The organism is Halomonas smyrnensis AAD6, from assembly GCF_000265245.1.
Taxonomy (GTDB): Bacteria; Pseudomonadota; Gammaproteobacteria; order Pseudomonadales; family Halomonadaceae; genus Halomonas; species Halomonas smyrnensis.
Genome location: NZ_AJKS02000006.1, coordinates 116,081 through 133,922, shown reverse-complemented (window position 1 = coordinate 133,922; position 17,842 = coordinate 116,081). Strand labels below are relative to the sequence as shown.

The following is a 17,842-nucleotide window of genomic DNA, read 5'->3' as shown; positions in this document are numbered from 1 at the left end:
ACCATCAAAGCGTCGTGCCCGGTTGAAGTCAAGGCGCTCCCGGAGCTCAGTCGGCGTCGATCTGGATCGACTGGATGTAGCGCGCGTGGCGCTTGGTGCGATCCTTGACCCGGCCCACCAGCTGGCCGCAGGCGGCGTCGATGTCATCGCCGCGGGTGGAGCGGACCGGGGCGGTGTAGCCCAGGTCGGCCAGCCACTGCTGGAAACGCATGGTCTGGTTGCGCGACGGCTTCTCGTAGCCCGAGTGCGGGAACGGATTGAACGGGATCAGGTTGATCTTGCACGGCAGCTCCTTGAGCAGCTCGGCGAGCTCCCGGGCGTGCTGCTGCTGATCGTTGACGTCCTTGATCAGGGTGTACTCGATGGTCACCACGCGGGTGTCGTCGCACTTGCCCAGGTAGCGCTGGCAGGCGTCGAGCAGAGTACGGATGTCGTACTTGCGGTTGAGCGGCACCAGCTCGTTGCGCAGCTCGTCGTTGGCGGCGTGCAGCGAGATGGCCAGGCTCACGTCGAGCTCGTCGCCGAGGCGGTCGAGCATCGGCACCACGCCCGAGGTGGAGAGCGTGACGCGGCGCTTGGAGAGGCTGTAGCCGTTGTCGTCGAGCATCAGCTTCATGGCCGGCACGACGTTGTCGTAATTCAGTAGCGGTTCGCCCATGCCCATCATCACCACGTTGGTGACCGGACGATTGGCGGTGTCCTTGCGCGGGCCGAAGCTGTTGCTGGCGACCCACACCTGGCCGATGATCTCGGCGGCGGTGAGGTTGCGCTGGAAGCCCTGCTTGCCGGTGGAGCAGAAGCTGCAGTCCAGCGAGCAGCCGACCTGGGACGAGACACACAGGGTGCGGCGCTTGCCGTTCTCGGCGGGGATCAGCACGGTTTCCACGTAGCTGCCGTCCTCCACTTCCAGCACCCACTTGCGGGTGCCATCGCTGGAGGTGCCCTCGTAGACCACGCCGGGGCCGCGGATCTCGGCGACTTCCTCGAGACGCGTGCGCAGCGCCTTGGACAGGTTGGTCATGGACGCGAAGTCGTCGCAGCCCTCGTGGTGAATCCACTTCATCACCTGGGCGGCGCGGAACTTCTTCTCGCCGATGGACAGGAAGAAGGCTTCCATCTCCTCGCGCGTCATGCCGAGCAGATTGGAGCGTTGGGGTGCGGTGGTGTCGGTCATGGGCGGTCAGCGGCGTCGGTGGGGCTGGGTGCGGGGGCCGGTAGAGGCCCCCGCGCGGCAGTGAGGCTGCCCGGGGAAGAGTCGATTCAGGGCGCGGCGGCCATGAGGCCGGCCGGGAACGGCCGGCGTGGGTCATCGAGGCGCGCGCGCCGCGACGAATCGGCTTCCCTTAGCGGGAGCAGATCTCGCTGTCTTCGAAGAAGTACGCGATTTCGCGGGCCGCGGATTCCGGAGAGTCGGAACCGTGGACGGCGTTGGCGTCGATGGACTCGGCGAAGTCGGCGCGGATGGTGCCGGCTTCGGCTTCCTTCGGGTTGGTGGCGCCCATCAGGTCGCGGTTGGCGGCGATGGCGTTCTCGCCCTCCAGCACCTGCACGACGACCGGGCCGGAGGTCATGAAGCCGACCAGGGCGCCGAAGAACGGACGCTCGCTGTGCTCGGCGTAGAAGCCTTCGGCCTGCTCCTGGGTCAGCTGCAGCATCTTGGCGGCAACGATCTTCAGGCCGGCCTTCTCGAAGCGGCTCTCGATCTCGCCGATGGCGTTCTTGGCGACGGCATCGGGCTTGATGATGGACAGGGTGCGTTCAGTAGCCATGGGTGCGTTCTCCAGTCTGGGACGTCACGAGCGTTGACGGCCTCGCGCCACCCCGGGAGGGCCGGGGTGGCGCGAGGCCGGAGTAAAGAGTCATCTCGGCGCCGGGCGCCGAATTGGGCGCAGAGTATACCGTCCCCGAGCGGCGATGGACAATCGCGCGGCCGGCTCAGACGCTGAAGCTTTCGCCGCAGCCGCACTCGTCCTTGACGTTGGGATTGTTGAAGCGGAAGTAGCGGTTGAGCCCCTCCGAGACGTAGTCCACCTCGCTGCCGTCGAGCACTTCCAGCGCGTCCGGGGCCACGTAGACCCTCACGCCGTGCTCCTCGACGATGATGTCGTCGCCCGCCGCCTCGTCGGCGAAGTCGAGCACGTAGCTGTAGCCGGAGCAGCCGCTGGGCTTGACCGAGACCCGCAGGCCCAGGCCGTGGCCGCGCTCGTCGAGCACCCGGCGGATCTGGTCGGCGGCGGCGGTGGTGATCGAAAGTGTCGCCATTGTGGTTCTCCTGCGGAATCGGAGGTTCGTCGACGGCAGACCGGCGTTGCCGTGCCTGCCGTCAGCGGCGCAGCCCGGTCAGGGCGTGGCGCAGGGCCTCCAGGGTGCGGTCGATGTCGGCCTCGGTGGTGAAGCGGCCGAAGCTGAAGCGTAGTGAGGCCAGCGCCAGGCGGCGCGGCACGCCGATGCCCTTCAGGACATAGGACGGCTCGACGCTGGCGGAGTTGCAGGCCGAGCCGGTGGACAGCGCGATCTCGCGCAGCGCCATCAGCAGCGACTCGCCGTCGACGCCCTCGAAGGCCAGGTTGAGGATGTTGGGCACCGAGTGCGCGATCGCGGTGTTGCGGTGCACGCCCTCGAGGTCTTCGAGGCCGGCCAGGAAGCGGTCGCGCAGGGCGGTGATGCGGGCCTGGTCGTCCTCGCCCTCGCGGCCGGCGATGGCGAAGGCCTCGCCCATGCCGGCGATCTGATGGGTCGGCAGGGTGCCCGAGCGCATGCCGCGCTCGTGGCCGCCGCCGTGGATCAGCGCCTCGAGGCGCAGGTCCGGGTCGCGCTTCACGTAGAGCGCGCCGACCCCCTTGGGGCCGTAGGCCTTGTGCCCGGACAGCGACATCAGGTCGATGCCCTGGGCCGCCACGTCGAGGGCGATGCGGCCGGTGGCCTGGGCGGCATCGGTGTGGAAGACCGCGCCGCCGGCGTGGGCGACCTCGGCCAGCGCGGCGATGTCGTTGAGGGTGCCGAGCTCGTTGTTCACCGCCATCAGCGACACTAGCACGGTGTCCTCGCGCATGGCGCCCCGCAGCGCCTCGGGGGTGATGCGGCCGTCGTGCTCTGGCTCAAGCCAGGTCACCTCGAAGCCTTCCCGCTCGAGCGCATGGGCGGTGTCGACCACGGCCTTGTGCTCGATGGTGGAGGTCACCAGATGACGGCCGCGCTCGCGATTGGCACGCATGACGCCGGTCAGCGCCAGGTTGTCGGCCTCGGTGGCGCCGCTGGTCCAGACGATCTCGCGCGGGTCGGCGCCGATCAGGTCGGCGACCTGGCGGCGTGCGCTCTCCACCGCCTGTTCGGCCTGCCAGCCGGGCATGTGGCTGCGCGAGGCCGGGTTGGCGAAGGTGCCTTCCAGGGTCAGATAGCGGCTCATCACCTCGGCGACCCGCGGGTCGACGGGGGTGGTGGCGGCATAATCGAGGTAGACGGATGCGCTCATGGAATCGGACCGGTAAGGGGTTCAGGGCGAGACGGTGGGGATCTGGTCGTCGTCGAGGCGGCGCCGCTGGCGTTCGGCGATGCGCTGGAAGGCCTCGCGACCGGCCAGCTGGCCCAGGGTCACGCCTTCGAGGTAGCCGTGAATCTGGTCGGACAGCTCGTTCCACAGATGGTGGGTCAGGCAGGTGTCGCCCTGCTGACAGTCCGACAGCCCGCCGCAGCGGGTGGCGTCCACCGATTCGTTGACCGCATCGATCACCCGGGCCACCGAGATGGCGTCCGGCGCCAGCGCCAGCAGGTAGCCGCCGCCCGGACCACGCACGCTGTCCACCAGGCCGCCGCGCCGCAGGCGGGCGAACAGCTGCTCGAGATAGGACAGCGAGATTTCCTGGCGACGCGAGATGTCGGCGAGGCTGGTCGGACCCTCGTCGGCGTGCATGGCCAGGTCGAGCATGGCGGTGACGGCGTAGCGTCCCTTGGTGGTCAGGCGCATGGGGGCATTACCTCGGGGCCGGCGCGGGGCTCGGCCAGCCGCGAGGCGGGCCGATTCCGGCGGCGTCGGATCGGGTCAATATTATGGGGAAACCCGAGTATGGCGGTCAACCATTCTGGCGGTGGCGGGCGGCGCGCTCCCGCCGCTCGCCGTCGGCGTCGTCCCGTTCGTCCGCGTCCTTGTCGTCCTGCTGCGGGCCGCAGCAGCTGTCGACGTCGGCGAGGATATTGGCGAAGTCCTCGTCGCGCAGCTCGGGCAGGTGGCTGTCGCGGAAGCCGGCGTCGATGTGGCGCAGGGTGGTGCACATGCGCTCGAGGCGCTCGTCCACCGCGTGCATGTGATCGAGCATGGCCTGCATCGAGCGGGCCACCGGGTCCGGCATGTCCTGGCTGACGCCGTAGGCGTCGAAGCCGAACTTGCGGCGCATGGCCTCGCGGCGCTCGGGATCGACCTCGAGCGGGGTGACGGTGTCGGGTTCGTCGCGCTTGACCACCTTGCCGGGGATGCCGACCACGGTGGCGCCGGTCGGCACCTCCTTGGTGATCACGGCGTTGGAGCCGACCTTGGCCCCGGCGCCGACGGTGAACGGGCCGAGGATCTTGGCCCCGGCGCCGACGATCACGCCGTCCTCCAGGGTCGGGTGGCGCTTGCCCTTGTTCCAGCTGGTGCCGCCCAGGGTCACGCCCTGGTAGAGGGTGACGTCGTCGCCGACCTCGGCGGTCTCGCCGATCACCACGCCCATGCCGTGGTCGATGAAGAAGCGCCGGCCGATGGTCGCCCCGGGGTGGATCTCGATGCCGGTGAACCAGCGCGCCAGGCTCGACAGGGTGCGCGCCAGCCACTTGAGGTTCTTCTGCCACAGCCGGTGGCTGAGCCGATGGACGAGCAGGGCGTGCAGTCCGGGATAGTTGGTGAGCACTTCCAGGAAGTTGCGCGCCGCCGGGTCACGGTCGAATACGCTGTTGATGTCTTCGCGCAGACGTTGAAACATGCGGCGGTCCTTGGTTGAAGAGCCAGGCGTTGCGGGGCAAGCGGCCGAACGAGAGCGGTAACCTGTTAATAGTGGGGGTGCGGCGGGCCGGCTTCAAGCCGTGGCCCGCCGCGCCCCGGCATCGCGTCAGTCGCCCTCGGGCCCGCGCGAGGCACGCTCGCCGGTGGCGGGCTGCTCCGGCCGGGCGAGCTTCTCGGTGTTCGAGAGGATGCCGCGCAGGATGTTGAGCTCCATGCGTTCCGGGCGCGCGCGCAGCGTGAAGCGACGCAGCCGCGCCATCAGCTGGCGGGGCTGGGCCGGGTCATGGAAGCCGATCGCGATCAGGGTGCGCTCGAGGTGCGTGAAGTAGTGCTCCAGCTCCTCGTGGCTGGCCAGCGGCTGGGCGTCGTCCTTCTCCGCCGGCGCCTCGCCGTGTGCCATCCACGTCAGCCGGCACTCGTAGGCCAGCACCTGCACCGCCGCGGCCAGGTTCAGCGAGCTGAAGTCCGGGTTGGTGGGGATGTGCACGTGGGCGTGGCAGCGCTGCAGCTCGGCGTTGGTCAGGCCGCTGTCCTCGCGACCGAAGACCAGCGCCACGCGGCCGTCCGCGGCGGCCAGCTCCTCGGGCAGCCGCTCGCCCAGCGCGCGGGGCGTGATCATCGGCCAGGGCAGGGTGCGCGAGCGGGCGCTGGCACCGACCACCAGGGTGCAGTCGGCGACCGCCTCCTCCAGGGTCTCCACGGTGCGGGCGGCGTGGACCAGCGCATCGGCGCCGGAGGCGCGGGAGACGGTATCGGCGGTGAGCGGCTCGCAGCGCGGCGCCACCAGGGCCAGGTCCGCCAGGCCCATGTTGTGCATGGCGCGGGCGGTGCCGCCGATGTTGCCGGGATGGCTGGTGCCGATCAGGACGATGCGGATGCGCTCGAGCATGGGGAGAGCCTGCCTGGTATTGCGTCGATGGTGGAGGAGCGAGAGTCTAGCATGGCGTGGCTTTGCGTGGCGCGGCACCCGTGCTTCTGCTAGGATGCGCGCCGATCTCCGTTCTTTAACACCACCGACTCCCCAAGGCCCGATCATGCATCCGATGGTCCAGTACGCCCTGCGTGCCGCACGCAGCGCCGGCGAACAGTTTCTGCGTATCCGTGAGCGTATCGAGAACGCCCACGAAGAACACAATCTCGACAAGCTGCTCGAGGACACCGCCCGCAACGCCGAGGCGCTGATCACCCGCCAGCTGTCCCGTGGCTACCCCCAGCACGGCGTCGTCGGCCGCTACACGCCGCACCGCGCCGGCGAAGGCGAGGGCGCCGACGTGCTGTGGCGCATCGAACCCTTCCACGGCTATTCCAACCTGGCCGTCGCCGCGCCGAGCTTCGCGCTGTCGCTGGTGTGCCTGGTCAAGGGCCGCCCGGAGCATGCGGTGGTGATCTGCCCCTTCAGCGATGACGAGTACCTGGCCAGCCGCGGCCGCGGTGCCCAGCTCAACGGCAAGCGCCTGCGCGTCTCCAAGGCCACCGCGATTCCCGGCTCCCGCCTCGCCATGAGCCTGCCGGAGAGCTGGGTCCGCGAGCGCCAGCTGCCGTCCTACCTGACCGTCACCCAGCAGCTGGCGCCGCAGGTGGACCTGATGCGCGCCTCCGGCTGCGGCCTGCTGGACCTCGCCGAGCTGGCCGCCGGCCGCGTCGACGCCGCCTTCGTGATGGGTATCGACGAGCAGGACCTGCTGGTCGGCTCGCTGCTGCTCAAGGAGACCGGTGCCCTGCAGGGCACGCCGGACGGCCAGCCCTCGGTGACCACCGACGGTCAGCTGATGGCCGCCGGGCCGCGGATGTTCAAGGCTCTGTTGAAGCAGCTCAAGCCGCACTTCTGAGGAAACGCCGATTTCTTGCTGCGCTCGCGACAGAAATCTGCATTCCCTCGTCCGAGATGGTGTTGTTGTTGGAATCTCAGGGCGATCGAGACGCCCCCGCGGCCTTGCCGCGGGGGCGTCTCGCGTTTCCGGGCAACAGCGACAGAAGTATGACGTTCTCGAGACTGTTCTGCGCGCGTCACTGGGTGTAGCTTTGGGGAGGTCGGCGGCATTTTCGCCCCGGCTCCATGCACCCCGGCCACCCGCTCTCCCCCGGCCGGGCCATGCCCCTCATTCGCGAGAGGAGTGATGATGGAACCGCTCAGCTATTACTACTACAACGTGCTGGAAAGCCTGGAGAAGCCGTGTGACGTGCCGGCCCTGCACCTCCAGGAAGGCTATGACCTGCTGTACCGCTACGGCGGCCGGGTCGAGATGGACCTGATCCGTCGCGCCGAGGCGGCCAGCGCGAATGGCGAGCCCTACCACTGGCACGAGGCGCTGGACGACGAGCAGCGCGGCAAGCTTCGTCGCGCCCTGGCCGACGAGAATCCGGCCAAGATCCTCAAGGTGATGCAGCGCAACGGCTACGCCGGGGTGCTCTATCATCATGCCCGCGAAGTCTTCGCCCCCGATGCGGCCGACGAGGCGCAGGGCGTCGCCTAGGCATTCCCCGGGCGACCCCCGACGCCGCCCACCCGGCGGCACGCGGACCGAGAAGCCCCCGGCGACCCCGGGGGCTTTTTGCTGCCTGGCGGGCGAGGCTGCCTCGTCAGTGGGTGGCGCGGGCCAGTTCCTGCCTCAGCCACTCGATCAGCCGATCGATGTCCCGCCGCGGGGCGCCCGCCGGCAGCCACAGCCCGAGCCGGGCCGGGGTCTCGATGAAGCCCCAGGGCGCGATCAGCCGGCCGGTGCGCAGGTCCTCCTCCACCAGGTAGGACGGCGCGATGGCCACGCCCAGGCCCACCAGTGCCGCCTCGAGCATGTAGTGGAGGTGCTCGAAGGACTGGTCGTGGCGCATCGTCGCGGGGTCCAGCCCCCTGGCCGCGAACCACTGCGACCAGGCCTGGGGCCTCGACCGGGTGTGCAGCATCGGCAGCGTGGTCAGGTCGGCGGCGGGTGGGGGGGCATCGGAGGCGGGCGCGTCGAGCCGCTCCGGCGCCAGCACCGGCCCCATGCGTTCCGGCGCCAGCTCGACCACCCGCACCCCGTCGGGCCAGGGCGGCTCGGCGAAGCGCAGCACGGCGTCGACGTCGGTGCCGAGCCGGCCGGCCACCTCCTCGTCGGCGGTGAGGTGCAGGTTCAGCTCCGGGCACTGGGCCTTCAGCCGATCCAGCCGGGGAATGAACCAGCGGGCCAGGAAACTGCCCGGGCAGCCGAGCACCAGCGGCGCCTCCGAGGCGCGCCGGCGCAGCTGGGTGCAGGCCTGGCCGAGGCGCTCGAAGGCCTGTGAGGTCGAGGCACGCAGCAGCTCGCCCTCCTGGGTCAGCGCCAGGCCGCGGCCCTGGCGCCGGAACAGCGTCACGCCGAGCTGTTCCTCGAGCTGCTTGAGCTGGCGGCTGACCGCTCCATGGGTGACGTGAAGCGCCTCGGCGGCGCGCGTGACGCTCAGCGTGCGGGCCGTCTCGTCGAAGGCGCGCAGGGCATTCAGCGAGGGCAGTCGATCACTCAAGGCGGGCTCCTGACATGTCAGCTTTTCTCACAGATTAGCGAGCAATGATCGCTTATCACAGGGGGCGGTGCGATTTATCGTGGTGTCCATTCCCCACTGATCGTCAGGAGTCGTCACCATGGGTCTGCCACACCCCACCGCCGAGATCGCCCCCGATGCCGATGGCTTCTTCGGCCGCTTCGGTGGCCGCTTCGTCGCCGAAACCCTGATGCCGCTGATCCTCGAGCTGCAGGAAGCCTACGCGTCGGCCAAGCAGGATCCCGAGTTCCACGCCGAGCTGGACGCGCTGCGCCGCGACTACATCGGTCGCGAGAGCCCGCTGTACCTCGCCGAGCGGCTGACCGAGGCGCTCGGTGGCGCGCGGATCTATCTCAAGCGCGAAGACCTGATGCATACCGGCGCGCACAAGATCAACAACTGCATCGGCCAGGTGCTGCTGGCCCGGCGCATGGGCAAGCGGCGCATCATCGCCGAGACCGGCGCCGGCATGCACGGCGTGGCCACCGCCACCGTGGCGGCCCGCTTCGGCATGGAATGCATCATCTACATGGGCAGCACCGACATCGATCGCCAGCAGCCCAACGTGCAGCGCATGAAGCTGCTGGGCGCCAAGGTGATCCCGGTGACCAGCGGCACCGGCACCCTGAAGGATGCGATGAACGATGCCCTGCGCGACTGGGTGACCAACGTCGCGGACACCTTCTACATCATCGGCACCGTGGCCGGCCCGCACCCGTATCCGGCCATGGTGCGCGACTTCCAGTCCGTGATCGGCCAGGAGGCGCGCGAGCAGCTCGCCGAGAAGGAGGGCCGGCTGCCCGATTCGCTGGTGGCCTGCATCGGCGGCGGCTCCAACGCCATGGGCCTGTTCCACCCCTTCCTCGAAGACGAGAGCGTGCGCCTGATCGGCGTGGAAGCCGCCGGCGAAGGGCTGGAGACCGGCAAGCACGCGGCCAGCCTGCAGGGCGGCAGCCCCGGCGTGCTGCACGGCAACCGCACCTTCCTGCTGCAGTCCGCCGAGGGCCAGATCACCGACGCGCACTCGATCTCGGCGGGCCTCGACTATCCGGGCATCGGCCCCGAGCACGCCTGGCTGCACGAGGTCGGCCGCGCCGAATACGTCGCCGTGACCGACGACCAGGCGCTGGACGCCTTCAAGACCCTGTGCCGCCTGGAAGGCATCATCCCCGCGCTGGAGTCGTCCCACGCCATCGCCCACGCGATCAAGCTGGCGCCGACGCTGCCCGAGGACCACGTGATGGTGCTGAACCTGAGCGGGCGCGGCGACAAGGACATGACCACCGTCACCGAACGCCTGGCCGACGAGCTGGCAGACGACGCACCGGCAGAATGAGGAGAGAGACGATGACCCAACGCCACGACCGCATCGCGCGCCGCTTCGACGCGCTCAAGGCCGCCGACCGCGCCGGCCTCGTCACCTTCATCAGCGCCGGCGATCCCGACTACGCCACCAGCCTCGAGACCCTGCTAGAGCTGCCCGAGGCGGGCGCCGACGTGATCGAGCTGGGCATGCCGTTCACCGACCCGATGGCGGACGGCCCCTCCATCCAGGCCTCCACGCTGCGCGCCCTGGAGGGCGGGCAGACCATGGCCAAGACCCTGGACATGGTGCGCGCCCTGCGTGAGCGCGACGACGCCACGCCGGTGGTGCTGATGGGCTACTACAACCCCATCTACTGCCGGGGCGTCGAGGCCTTCCTCGCCGAGGCCGCCGAGGCCGGCGTGGACGGACTGATCGTGGTCGACCTGCCGCCGGAGCACGATGCCGAGCTGTGCCTGCCGGCAAAGGCCCACGGCCTCGACTTCATCCGCCTGGCGACCCCGACCACCGATGCCAAGCGCCTGCCGCTGGTGCTCGAGAACACCTCGGGCTTCCTCTACTACGTCTCCAGCACCGGCGTGACCGGCGCCGCCGCGCCGTCCGCCGAGCGCTTGGCGCAGGAGGTCGAGGCCATCCGCGCGCACTCCGCGCTGCCGATCGGCGTCGGCTTCGGCATCCGCACCCCCGAGCAGGCCGAGCGCATCGCCCGCTTCGCCGATGCCGTGGTGGTCGGCTCGGCGCTGACCGACACCGTGGCCGCGGCCGAGAGCCCCGCCGAGGCCTCGCGCGGCGTGCTCGAGCTGACCCGCTCGCTGGCCGGCGCGGTGCGCCGCGCCCGGGAGACGGCCGAGGCCTGAGCCTCGTCTCCGCCTGGCCCACCGCTACAACGAAAAAAGCCACCCCGAGGGGTGGCTTTTTGGTGGGCGCGAGGCGGCCGGCCGTCAGGGCAGCTCCTCGGCCTCCGGGTCTTCCTTCTTGGTCGGGATCAGATCCTCGCGGCTGAGCTTCAGCGGCAGCAGCAGGGCCGCGGCCACGTAGATCGACGAGAAGGTACCGACACCGATGCCGATGATCAGCGCCACGGCGAAGTTGTGGATCATGTCGCCGCCCAGGGTCACCAGCGCCAGCAGCACCAGCAGGGTGGTGCCGGAGGTGGCCAGGGTCCGCGACAGGGTCTGGTTGATCGCCTCGTTGAAGATCGCCGGCATGTCGTCGATGCGCGACTTGCGGATGTTCTCGCGGATGCGGTCGTAGACCACGATGGTGTCGTTGAGCGAGTAGCCGATCACCGCCAGCACCGCCGCCAGCACCGTGAGGTCGAACTCGAAGCCGAACAGGGCGAAGGCGCCGATCACGATCACCACGTCGTGGATCAGGGCCAGCAGGGCGCCGAGGGCGAACTTGTACTGGAAGCGGAAGGCGACGTAGAGCATCACGATGCCCAGCGCCACCAGCATGCCCATGCCGCTCTGGTCGCGGAGCTGGTCGCCGACCTGGGCGCCGACGAACTCGGCGCGCACCAGGTCGACGCTGGCGCCGCCCTGCTTCAGCAGGTCGACCACCTGGTCGCCGACGCCGGCGTCGAAGGCCTGCTGCAGGCGGATCAGCACCTCGGTGGAGGCGCCGAAGGTCTGCACCGCCACGTCCTGGAAGCCGGCGGCCTCCAGGGCCTCACGCACGCTGGCCAGCGCCGGCGCGGTGGCGTAGCGGACCTCGATCAGGGTGCCGCCGGTGAAGTCCAGGCCCAGGTTGAGCCCGTTGATCAGCAGGGCGACGATCGACGCCAGCAGCATCAGCCCGGAGGCAATGAAGGCCAGCCGGCGTTTGCCCATGAAGTCGAGCTGTCGATTGATGAACGATTGCATGGCCTTCTCCTAAATCCAGAGCTTCTTCATGGGCTTGCGGCCGTACCACAGGTTGACCATGGCGCGGGTCACCATCAGCGAGGTGAACAGCGAGGTCAGGATGCCCAGCGACAGCGTCACGGCGAAGCCCTTGACCGGGCCGGTGCCGATCGAGAACAGGATCAGCGCCACCAGCAGGGTGGTGATGTTGGCGTCCACGATCGAGGTGAAGGCGCGCTCGTAGCCGGCGTGGATGGCCTGCTGGGCCGAGAGTCCGCCGCGCATCTCCTCGCGTATGCGCTCGAAGATCAGCACGTTGGCGTCCACCGCCATGCCCAGGGTCAGCACGATACCGGCGATGCCGGGCAGCGTCAGCGTGGCGCCGAGCAGCGACATGGCCGCCACCAGCAGCACCAGGTTGAAGGCCAGCGCGATGTTGGCGATCACCCCGAACGCCTTGTAGCGGATCAGCATGAAGGCCACGACCAGCAGCAGGCCGATCTGCACCGAGAGGATGCCGCGCTCGATGTTCTTCTCGCCGAGGCTCGGCCCGATGGTGCGTTCCTGGGCGAAGTAGATCGGTGCGGCCAGGGAGCCCGAGCGCAGCAGCAGCGCCAGGTCGGCCGCCTCGGTGGGCGAGTCGAGCCCGGTGATGCGGAAGCTGTTGCCCAGCGCGCTCTGGATGGTGGCCAGGCTGATGATGCTGCGCTCGGTGTAGGGCGAGCGAACGACGGTCTCCTCGCCGTCCTCCATCACCGTGCGTTCGCGGGTCTTGTGCTCGATGAACAGCACCGCCATGTTGCGCCCGATGTTGGTGCGGGTGGCGCGGTTCATCAGGGTGCCGCCGGTGCCGTCCAGGTTGATGTTCACCTGGGGGCGACCGTTCTCGTCGAAGCTGCGGTTGGCATTCGAGACGCTGTCGCCGGTGATGATGACGTCACGCATCAGGCTGGCGGTACGCGCTTCGTTGCGGAATTCGTAGCTCTCGGTCTCGGCCTCCGGGGTGTCCGGGCGCGCCTCGAGGCGGAACTCCAGGTTGGCGGTGGCGCCGACGATGCGCTTGGCGGCGGCGGTGTCCTGCACGCCGGGCAGCTCGACGACGATGCGCGCCGGCCCCTGGCGCTGCACCAGCGGCTCGGCCACGCCCAGCTCGTTGACGCGATTGCGCAGCGTGGTCAGGTTCTGGTTGACCGCGTAGTCCTGGATTTCCTGCACGGCGGTATCGGTCAGCGTCATGGCCAGGCCGGCGCCGCGGTCGCGCTCGAGGTCGCTGTACTCGAACTCGGGGAAGTCGCGGCTGATCAGGCTGCGGGCCTCGTCGCGGTCTTCCTCGTTCATGAAGTCCATGGCGATCGAGCGTTCCTCGACCTCGGTGTTGCGGTAGCGGATCCGCTCGTCGCGCAGGGTCTCGCGCATGGCGCTGGCGTTGACCTCGAGACGCTGGGTCAGCGCCGCTTCCATGTCGACCTCGAGTAGGAAGTGCACGCCGCCGCGCAGGTCCAGGCCCAGGGTCATGGGGGAGGCGGCCAGCGATTCCAGCCAGCTCGGCGTGGACTCGGCCAGGTTCAGCGCCACGACGTAGTCGTCGCCCAGGGCCTCGCTGAGCATGTCGCGAGCCTGGATCTGTTCGTCGGCGTTGTCGAGGCGGATTAGGACGCTGCCGGCGTCGCGTTCGACGGAGCGGATGTCGATGTCGGCGTCGGTCAGGGAGCCCTCGAGGCGCTCGAGCTGGCGCTCGTCGAGAGTGAAGTCGCCCCCGTCACTGCTGATCTGTACCGCCGGATCCTCGGGGAAGAGGTTGGGGAGGGAGTAGATCAGGCCGACGGAGAGCACGAGGAGTATCAGCAGATACTTCCACAGGGGATAACGATTGAGCATGGGGGCCCTGCCCTCAGGTTGCTGATGATGGGACGGACGCTGCGCCATCACGAGCACCGGGCGGAGCCGGTCGGCCGGGCCCCGCCTCGGTGGTCGCAGGGCAGCCCGCACGGCCGGGTGGTCGTGCGGGCGCGGGGCATCCGATCAGATGGACTTGAGTGTGCCCTTGGGCAGAACGGACGCCACGGCGGTCTTCTGGACGCTGACCTCGGTGCCTTCGGCGATTTCCATGGCCAGGAACTCGCTGTCGTCGCTGACCTTGGTGATGCGGCCCATGATGCCGCCGCCGATGACGATCTCGTCACCCTTGGACAGGCCGGCGATCAGCTGCTTGTGCTGCTTGGCCCGCTTGGCCTGGGGGCGCCACAGCAGGAAGTAGAAGATCAGCACGAAGCCGACCAGCATCACGATCTGGGCGATGCCACCGCCCGGAGCGGCGCCAGCGTCCTGGGCCATGGCCGGGGAAATGAGGAAGTCCAGCATGTACGACGATCTCCTGAGTCGCGGGGAAACAAGACGCCTTCCAGCGGCGCTCGACGGCCGGCCACCCGGGCCGGCCGTCGATCAATTCGGAGCGGGGGGAACCGGCAGACCGCGCTGCGCGTAGAACCCTTCCACGAAGTTCGCCAATGTACCCGCTTCGATAGCACCGCGCAAACCAGCCATCAGGCGCTGGTAATGGCGCAGATTGTGGATGGTATTGAGCATCGAGCCGAGCATCTCGCCGCAGCGGTCGAGGTGATGCAGGTAGGCGCGGGAGAAGTTCTGGCAGGTGTAGCAGTCGCACGCCTCGTCCAGCGGACGGGTGTCGTGGCGGTGCTTGGCGTTGCGGATCTTGACCGTGCCTTCATCGGTGAACAGGTGGCCGTTGCGGGCGTTGCGGGTCGGCATCACGCAGTCGAACATGTCGACGCCGCGGCGCACGCCTTCCACCAGGTCCTCCGGCTTGCCCACGCCCATCAGGTAGCGCGGCTTGTCGGCCGGCATCCACTCGGGCAGGTAGTCGAGCACCTTGATCATCTCTTCCTTGGGCTCGCCCACCGACAGGCCGCCGATGGCGTAGCCGTCGAAGCCGATCTTCTCGAGGCCCTCGAGAGACTTCTCGCGCAGCTCGGGATACATGCCGCCCTGGATGATGCCGAACAGCGCCGAGGGCGAGTCGCCGTGGGCGTCGCGGGAACGCTGGGCCCAGCGCAGCGACATCTCCATCGATTTCCTGGCTTCCTCCACGGTGGCCGGGTAGGGCGTGCACTCGTCGAAGATCATCACGATGTCCGAGCCCAGCGAGCGCTGCACGGCCATCGATTCCTCGGGGCCCATGAACACCTTGGAGCCGTCCACCGGCGAGCGGAAGTGCACGCCCTGCTCGGTGATCTTGCGCATCTCGCCGAGCGAGAAGACCTGGAAGCCGCCGGAGTCGGTGAGGATCGGCTTGTCCCACTGGGCGAAGTCGTGCAGGTCGCCGTGCTCCTCGATGACCTCGGTGCCCGGGCGCAGCCACAGGTGAAAGGTGTTGCCGAGGATGATCTCGGCGCCGATCTCCTTCACCGACTCGGGCGTCATGCCCTTGACGGTGCCGTAGGTGCCGACCGGCATGAAGGCGGGCGTCTCGACCGTTCCGCGGGGGAAGGTCAGGCGGCCGCGGCGCGCCCGGCCATCACTGGCCAGGTGCTCGAAGTTCATGAAGCATTCGTCTCGCATGGGGTCTCTCGAAATTCGTCGAAGCGGTCGGCCGGCGCACGGCCGAGCGGCTCGGTTCAGCGGGCGCGCGTCAGCAGCATCGCGTCGCCGTAGCTGAAGAAGGCGTACTCTTCGCGCACCGCCTCGCGGTAGGCGTGCATCACGGTGTCATAGCCGGCGAAGGAGGACACCAGCATCAGCAGGGTCGATTCGGGCAGGTGGAAGTTGGTGATCAGGGCGTCGACCACCCGCCAGTCGTAGCCGGGATAGATGAAGATGTCGGTCTCGCCGCTGTAGGGCGCGATCTCGCCGTCGTCGCTCTGCAGGCAGGCCGACTCCAGGCAGCGGACGCTGGTGGTGCCCACCGCGATGACGCGGTTGCCCCGGGCGCGGGCGGCGCGCACCTGCTCGTAGGCCGCCTCGGAGACCTCGATCCACTCGCTGTGCATCTCGTGGTCGCGGATGTCGTCGGCGCGCACCGGCTGGAAGGTGCCGGCGCCCACGTGCAGGGTGACGAAGGCGCTTTCCACGCCCTTCTCGGCCAGGGCCTCGAGCAGCGGCTCATCGAAGTGCAGCCCCGCGGTGGGGGCCGCCACCGCGCCTTCGCGACGGGCGTAGACGGTCTGGTAGCGCTCGCGGTCGGAGAGCTCGTCCTCGCGGGTGATATAAGGCGGCAGCGGCATGTGGCCGTGCCGCTCCAGCAGCTCCACCAGCGGCGTCTCGCCGAGGAATCGCAGCTCGAACAGCGCCTCGCGGCGACCCTCGACCACGGCGCGGATGCCGCCCTCGAACGCGATCTCGGTGCCGGGCTTCGGCGACTTGCTCGAGCGCAGGTGGGCCAGGCCGCGATGGGCGTCCAGCGGACGCTCCAGCAGCATCTCGACGCGCCCGCCGCTGGCCTTGTGGCCGTGCAGCCGCGCCGGGATCACCCGGGTGTCGTTGAACACCAGCAGATCGCCCGGATCGAGCGTCTCGAGCAGGTCGGGGAAGCGGCGGTGCGCGAGCGATCCGCTCTCGCCGTCGACGCACAGCAGCCGGCAGTCGCTGCGTTGCTCGGAGGGATAGCGGGCGATCAGCGCCTCGGGGAGCTCGTAGTGGAAATCGGCGCGCTGCATGGAGTGAAACGTCCGGATGGTGGGATGAGAAGGGCGGCTCGGCCGAGCCTTGGCAAGCCGCCTAGGATACCCTGTCGCCGCCGCGAAGTCAGGGGTCGCGATTGACCTCCCGCCCGGCCCACGTATAATGCGGCGCCGTTGCCGGTGTGGCGGAATTGGTAGACGCAGCGGATTCAAAATCCGCCGGGTGCAAGCCCTTGTCGGTTCGAGTCCGACCACCGGTACCATCTCAGAATCAAATGCTTAGCAGCATTTTCCCCTTCTTCGCAGCACCCCTCCTCAGTGCTTGGTCGCAGTTTGGTCGCAGATGGCCACGCTCAAGCTCGGCAGCCGCGCGCCAATATCGTCGAGTCCAGCGTCGAACATGTGGCTGTACCGACTGGTCACAATTAGGCTCGAGTGCCCCAGCAGATCCCGCACCGTGGTCATGCTCTCGCCAGCCTGGGCCAGCATGCTCGCATAGCTGTGGCGCAGGTCATGGAAGCGCAGGTCCTTGCGGCCGACGGCTGCCCGGGCGGTCTCCCAGGCGTGTCGCAGTCGCGAGTAGGTCGTGGCGAACGGCAGCTCCTCCAGCCACGGCCGCGCGTCTTCCGGTACCGGGACCACTCGTGCCTTGCCGCTCTTCGTCTGGTCGCAGCAGGATGCGACCACCGTGGACGTTCGAGGCGTCGAGGCTGAGCAGCTCGCCCTGACGCAGCCCGGCGAGCGCATCACCGGTGAGCCCTCCGATACCTTCCAGGGCAATGCTCATACCCGGCGTGGCCATGAGCTGGAACCGGTGGCCCGGGAGCTCTACCACGAGGCCGTCGGCCTGCCCCAACTGGAGCAGATTGGCATCATCCTCAACCACGGGGTGGGCTATTCGCCAGATTGCCTGGTGGCCAGCAATGGCCTGGTCGAGATCAAGACCAAGCTGCCCAAGTACCAGCTCGAGCTACTACTAGCCGACGAGCTGCCCCAGGAACACGTGGCGCAGTGCCAAGGTGGGCTGTGGGTCAGCGAGCGGGAGTGGATCAACTTCGTCAGCTACTGGCCGGGGATGCCGCTGTTCGTGAAGCGCGCCTATCGGGACGAGGTGCTGATCCGCACCATCGCCGAGCGCGTCGAGGCTTTCCACGAGGAACTGGAGCGCCGCATGGCCATGGTCATGGCGGCCTGAGGAGCAACACCATGCACCATCGCAAACTGGTGGCCGGCGAAGTGCCCGGCACCTATCAGATCACCGCCGGAGTTAATCGCTGAGGGGGGAAGACCGGGGCCCAACAGACTTGGCCGAGGGCATATGGGTGCAAGGCTTTGCAGGGTTACCTCATTGGTCGGTCCGGGTCCCTGGATTCGCTCTGCCTTTCTGTTTGACGCATGTCAAAGGAGGCGACTCATTCCTCCGTTTGAAGCTCAAAACCTTGGAGGCACCAAGTAAGACTTGCTATAACTCATCCATACAGTGCTTATTCCATGATGTTTCTTGCTGATTCGTCAGCAAGGGTGGTGGGCATGAGATCGATTATCCTCATCACGCGTGATCTAC

19 protein-coding genes and 1 tRNA gene are annotated in these 17,842 nt (G+C 68.5%); 6 read left to right on the top strand and 14 right to left on the bottom strand.

The genetic code is table 11. From position 1 onward, the window contains the following. Positions 1–46: 46 nt before the first annotated feature. The 7 genes from rlmN to trmJ all read right to left on the bottom strand — a co-directional run bounded on the left by rlmN (position 47) and on the right by trmJ (position 5,864). Entirely contained in the window at positions 47–1,174 is a 1,128-nt protein-coding gene (gene rlmN, locus UYS_RS0208930) for a dual-specificity RNA methyltransferase RlmN (protein ID WP_016855165.1), read from the bottom strand. A 169-nt stretch (positions 1,175–1,343) separates the two neighbouring features. Then, complete coding sequence (ndk, locus tag UYS_RS0208925; RefSeq protein WP_016855164.1) at positions 1,344–1,769, bottom strand: nucleoside-diphosphate kinase; 426 nt, start codon at positions 1,767–1,769, stop codon at positions 1,344–1,346. Between the two features lie 166 nt (positions 1,770–1,935). Continuing rightward, a complete protein-coding gene (locus tag UYS_RS0208920; RefSeq protein WP_016855163.1) occupies positions 1,936–2,262 on the bottom strand; it encodes a HesB/IscA family protein in 327 nt (108 codons plus the stop codon). A gap of 61 nt (positions 2,263–2,323) precedes the next feature. Beyond that, a complete protein-coding gene (locus tag UYS_RS0208915; RefSeq protein WP_016855162.1) occupies positions 2,324–3,472 on the bottom strand; it encodes an aminotransferase class V-fold PLP-dependent enzyme in 1,149 nt (382 codons plus the stop codon). Positions 3,473–3,493: 21 nt separating this feature from the next. Further along, entirely contained in the window at positions 3,494–3,964 is a 471-nt protein-coding gene (locus UYS_RS0208910; protein WP_016855161.1) for an Rrf2 family transcriptional regulator, read from the bottom strand. 106 nt (positions 3,965–4,070) lie between these two features. Next, positions 4,071–4,955: a serine O-acetyltransferase gene (gene cysE, locus UYS_RS0208905; protein WP_016855160.1), complete on the bottom strand. Its 885-nt coding sequence runs from the start codon at positions 4,953–4,955 to the stop codon at positions 4,071–4,073. 126 nt (positions 4,956–5,081) lie between these two features. Beyond that, positions 5,082–5,864: a tRNA (cytosine(32)/uridine(32)-2'-O)-methyltransferase TrmJ gene (trmJ, locus tag UYS_RS17200; RefSeq protein WP_016855159.1), complete on the bottom strand. Its 783-nt coding sequence runs from the start codon at positions 5,862–5,864 to the stop codon at positions 5,082–5,084. A gap of 145 nt (positions 5,865–6,009) precedes the next feature. Here trmJ and UYS_RS0208895 point away from each other — a divergent pair, with 145 nt between their 5' ends. Next, complete coding sequence (locus UYS_RS0208895) at positions 6,010–6,804, top strand: inositol monophosphatase family protein (RefSeq protein ID WP_016855158.1); 795 nt, start codon at positions 6,010–6,012, stop codon at positions 6,802–6,804. A 288-nt stretch (positions 6,805–7,092) separates the two neighbouring features. Then, a complete protein-coding gene (locus UYS_RS0208890) occupies positions 7,093–7,449 on the top strand; it encodes a hypothetical protein (protein ID WP_237738440.1) in 357 nt (118 codons plus the stop codon). Between the two features lie 106 nt (positions 7,450–7,555). Here UYS_RS0208890 and UYS_RS0208885 read toward each other — a convergent pair whose 3' ends face one another. Next, entirely contained in the window at positions 7,556–8,455 is a 900-nt protein-coding gene (locus tag UYS_RS0208885) for a LysR family transcriptional regulator (protein WP_016855156.1), read from the bottom strand. A 118-nt stretch (positions 8,456–8,573) separates the two neighbouring features. Between UYS_RS0208885 and trpB the strand changes: the two genes are divergently transcribed. Then, positions 8,574–9,809, top strand: a complete 1,236-nt coding sequence (trpB, locus tag UYS_RS0208880; RefSeq protein WP_016855155.1) for a tryptophan synthase subunit beta — start codon at positions 8,574–8,576, stop codon at positions 9,807–9,809. An 11-nt stretch (positions 9,810–9,820) separates the two neighbouring features. Further along, positions 9,821–10,654, top strand: a complete 834-nt coding sequence (gene trpA / locus UYS_RS0208875) for a tryptophan synthase subunit alpha (RefSeq protein ID WP_016855154.1) — start codon at positions 9,821–9,823, stop codon at positions 10,652–10,654. A gap of 84 nt (positions 10,655–10,738) precedes the next feature. Here the strand turns inward: trpA and secF are convergent, their stop codons facing one another. The 5 genes from secF to queA form a co-directional block, all read right to left on the bottom strand. Beyond that, a complete protein-coding gene (gene secF / locus UYS_RS0208870; RefSeq protein WP_016855153.1) occupies positions 10,739–11,662 on the bottom strand; it encodes a protein translocase subunit SecF in 924 nt (307 codons plus the stop codon). Between the two features lie 9 nt (positions 11,663–11,671). Next, a complete protein-coding gene (secD, locus tag UYS_RS0208865) occupies positions 11,672–13,519 on the bottom strand; it encodes a protein translocase subunit SecD (RefSeq protein ID WP_016855152.1) in 1,848 nt (615 codons plus the stop codon). Positions 13,520–13,663: 144 nt separating this feature from the next. Then, positions 13,664–14,002, bottom strand: coding sequence for a preprotein translocase subunit YajC (gene yajC / locus UYS_RS0208860; protein WP_016855151.1), 339 nt, complete (start codon positions 14,000–14,002; stop codon positions 13,664–13,666). Positions 14,003–14,083: 81 nt separating this feature from the next. After that, positions 14,084–15,202, bottom strand: coding sequence for a tRNA guanosine(34) transglycosylase Tgt (tgt, locus tag UYS_RS0208855; protein ID WP_156821590.1), 1,119 nt, complete (start codon positions 15,200–15,202; stop codon positions 14,084–14,086). A 74-nt stretch (positions 15,203–15,276) separates the two neighbouring features. Then, positions 15,277–16,314, bottom strand: a complete 1,038-nt coding sequence (gene queA, locus UYS_RS0208850) for a tRNA preQ1(34) S-adenosylmethionine ribosyltransferase-isomerase QueA (protein ID WP_016855149.1) — start codon at positions 16,312–16,314, stop codon at positions 15,277–15,279. Between the two features lie 140 nt (positions 16,315–16,454). Between queA and UYS_RS0208845 the strand changes: the two genes are divergently transcribed. Beyond that, positions 16,455–16,541, top strand: a tRNA-Leu gene (locus UYS_RS0208845). 52 nt (positions 16,542–16,593) lie between these two features. On the opposite strand, the gene UYS_RS17735 is transcribed toward UYS_RS0208845, so the two are convergent. Further along, positions 16,594–16,920 (bottom strand): tyrosine-type recombinase/integrase, encoded by a 327-nt coding sequence (locus tag UYS_RS17735; protein ID WP_016855148.1) that lies wholly within the window; start codon positions 16,918–16,920, stop codon positions 16,594–16,596. Positions 16,921–16,927: 7 nt separating this feature from the next. On the opposite strand from UYS_RS17735, the gene UYS_RS0208835 reads away from it, so the two are divergent. After that, positions 16,928–17,473, top strand: a complete 546-nt coding sequence (locus tag UYS_RS0208835) for a YqaJ viral recombinase family protein (RefSeq protein ID WP_016855147.1) — start codon at positions 16,928–16,930, stop codon at positions 17,471–17,473. Positions 17,474–17,842: the final 369 nt, after the last annotated feature.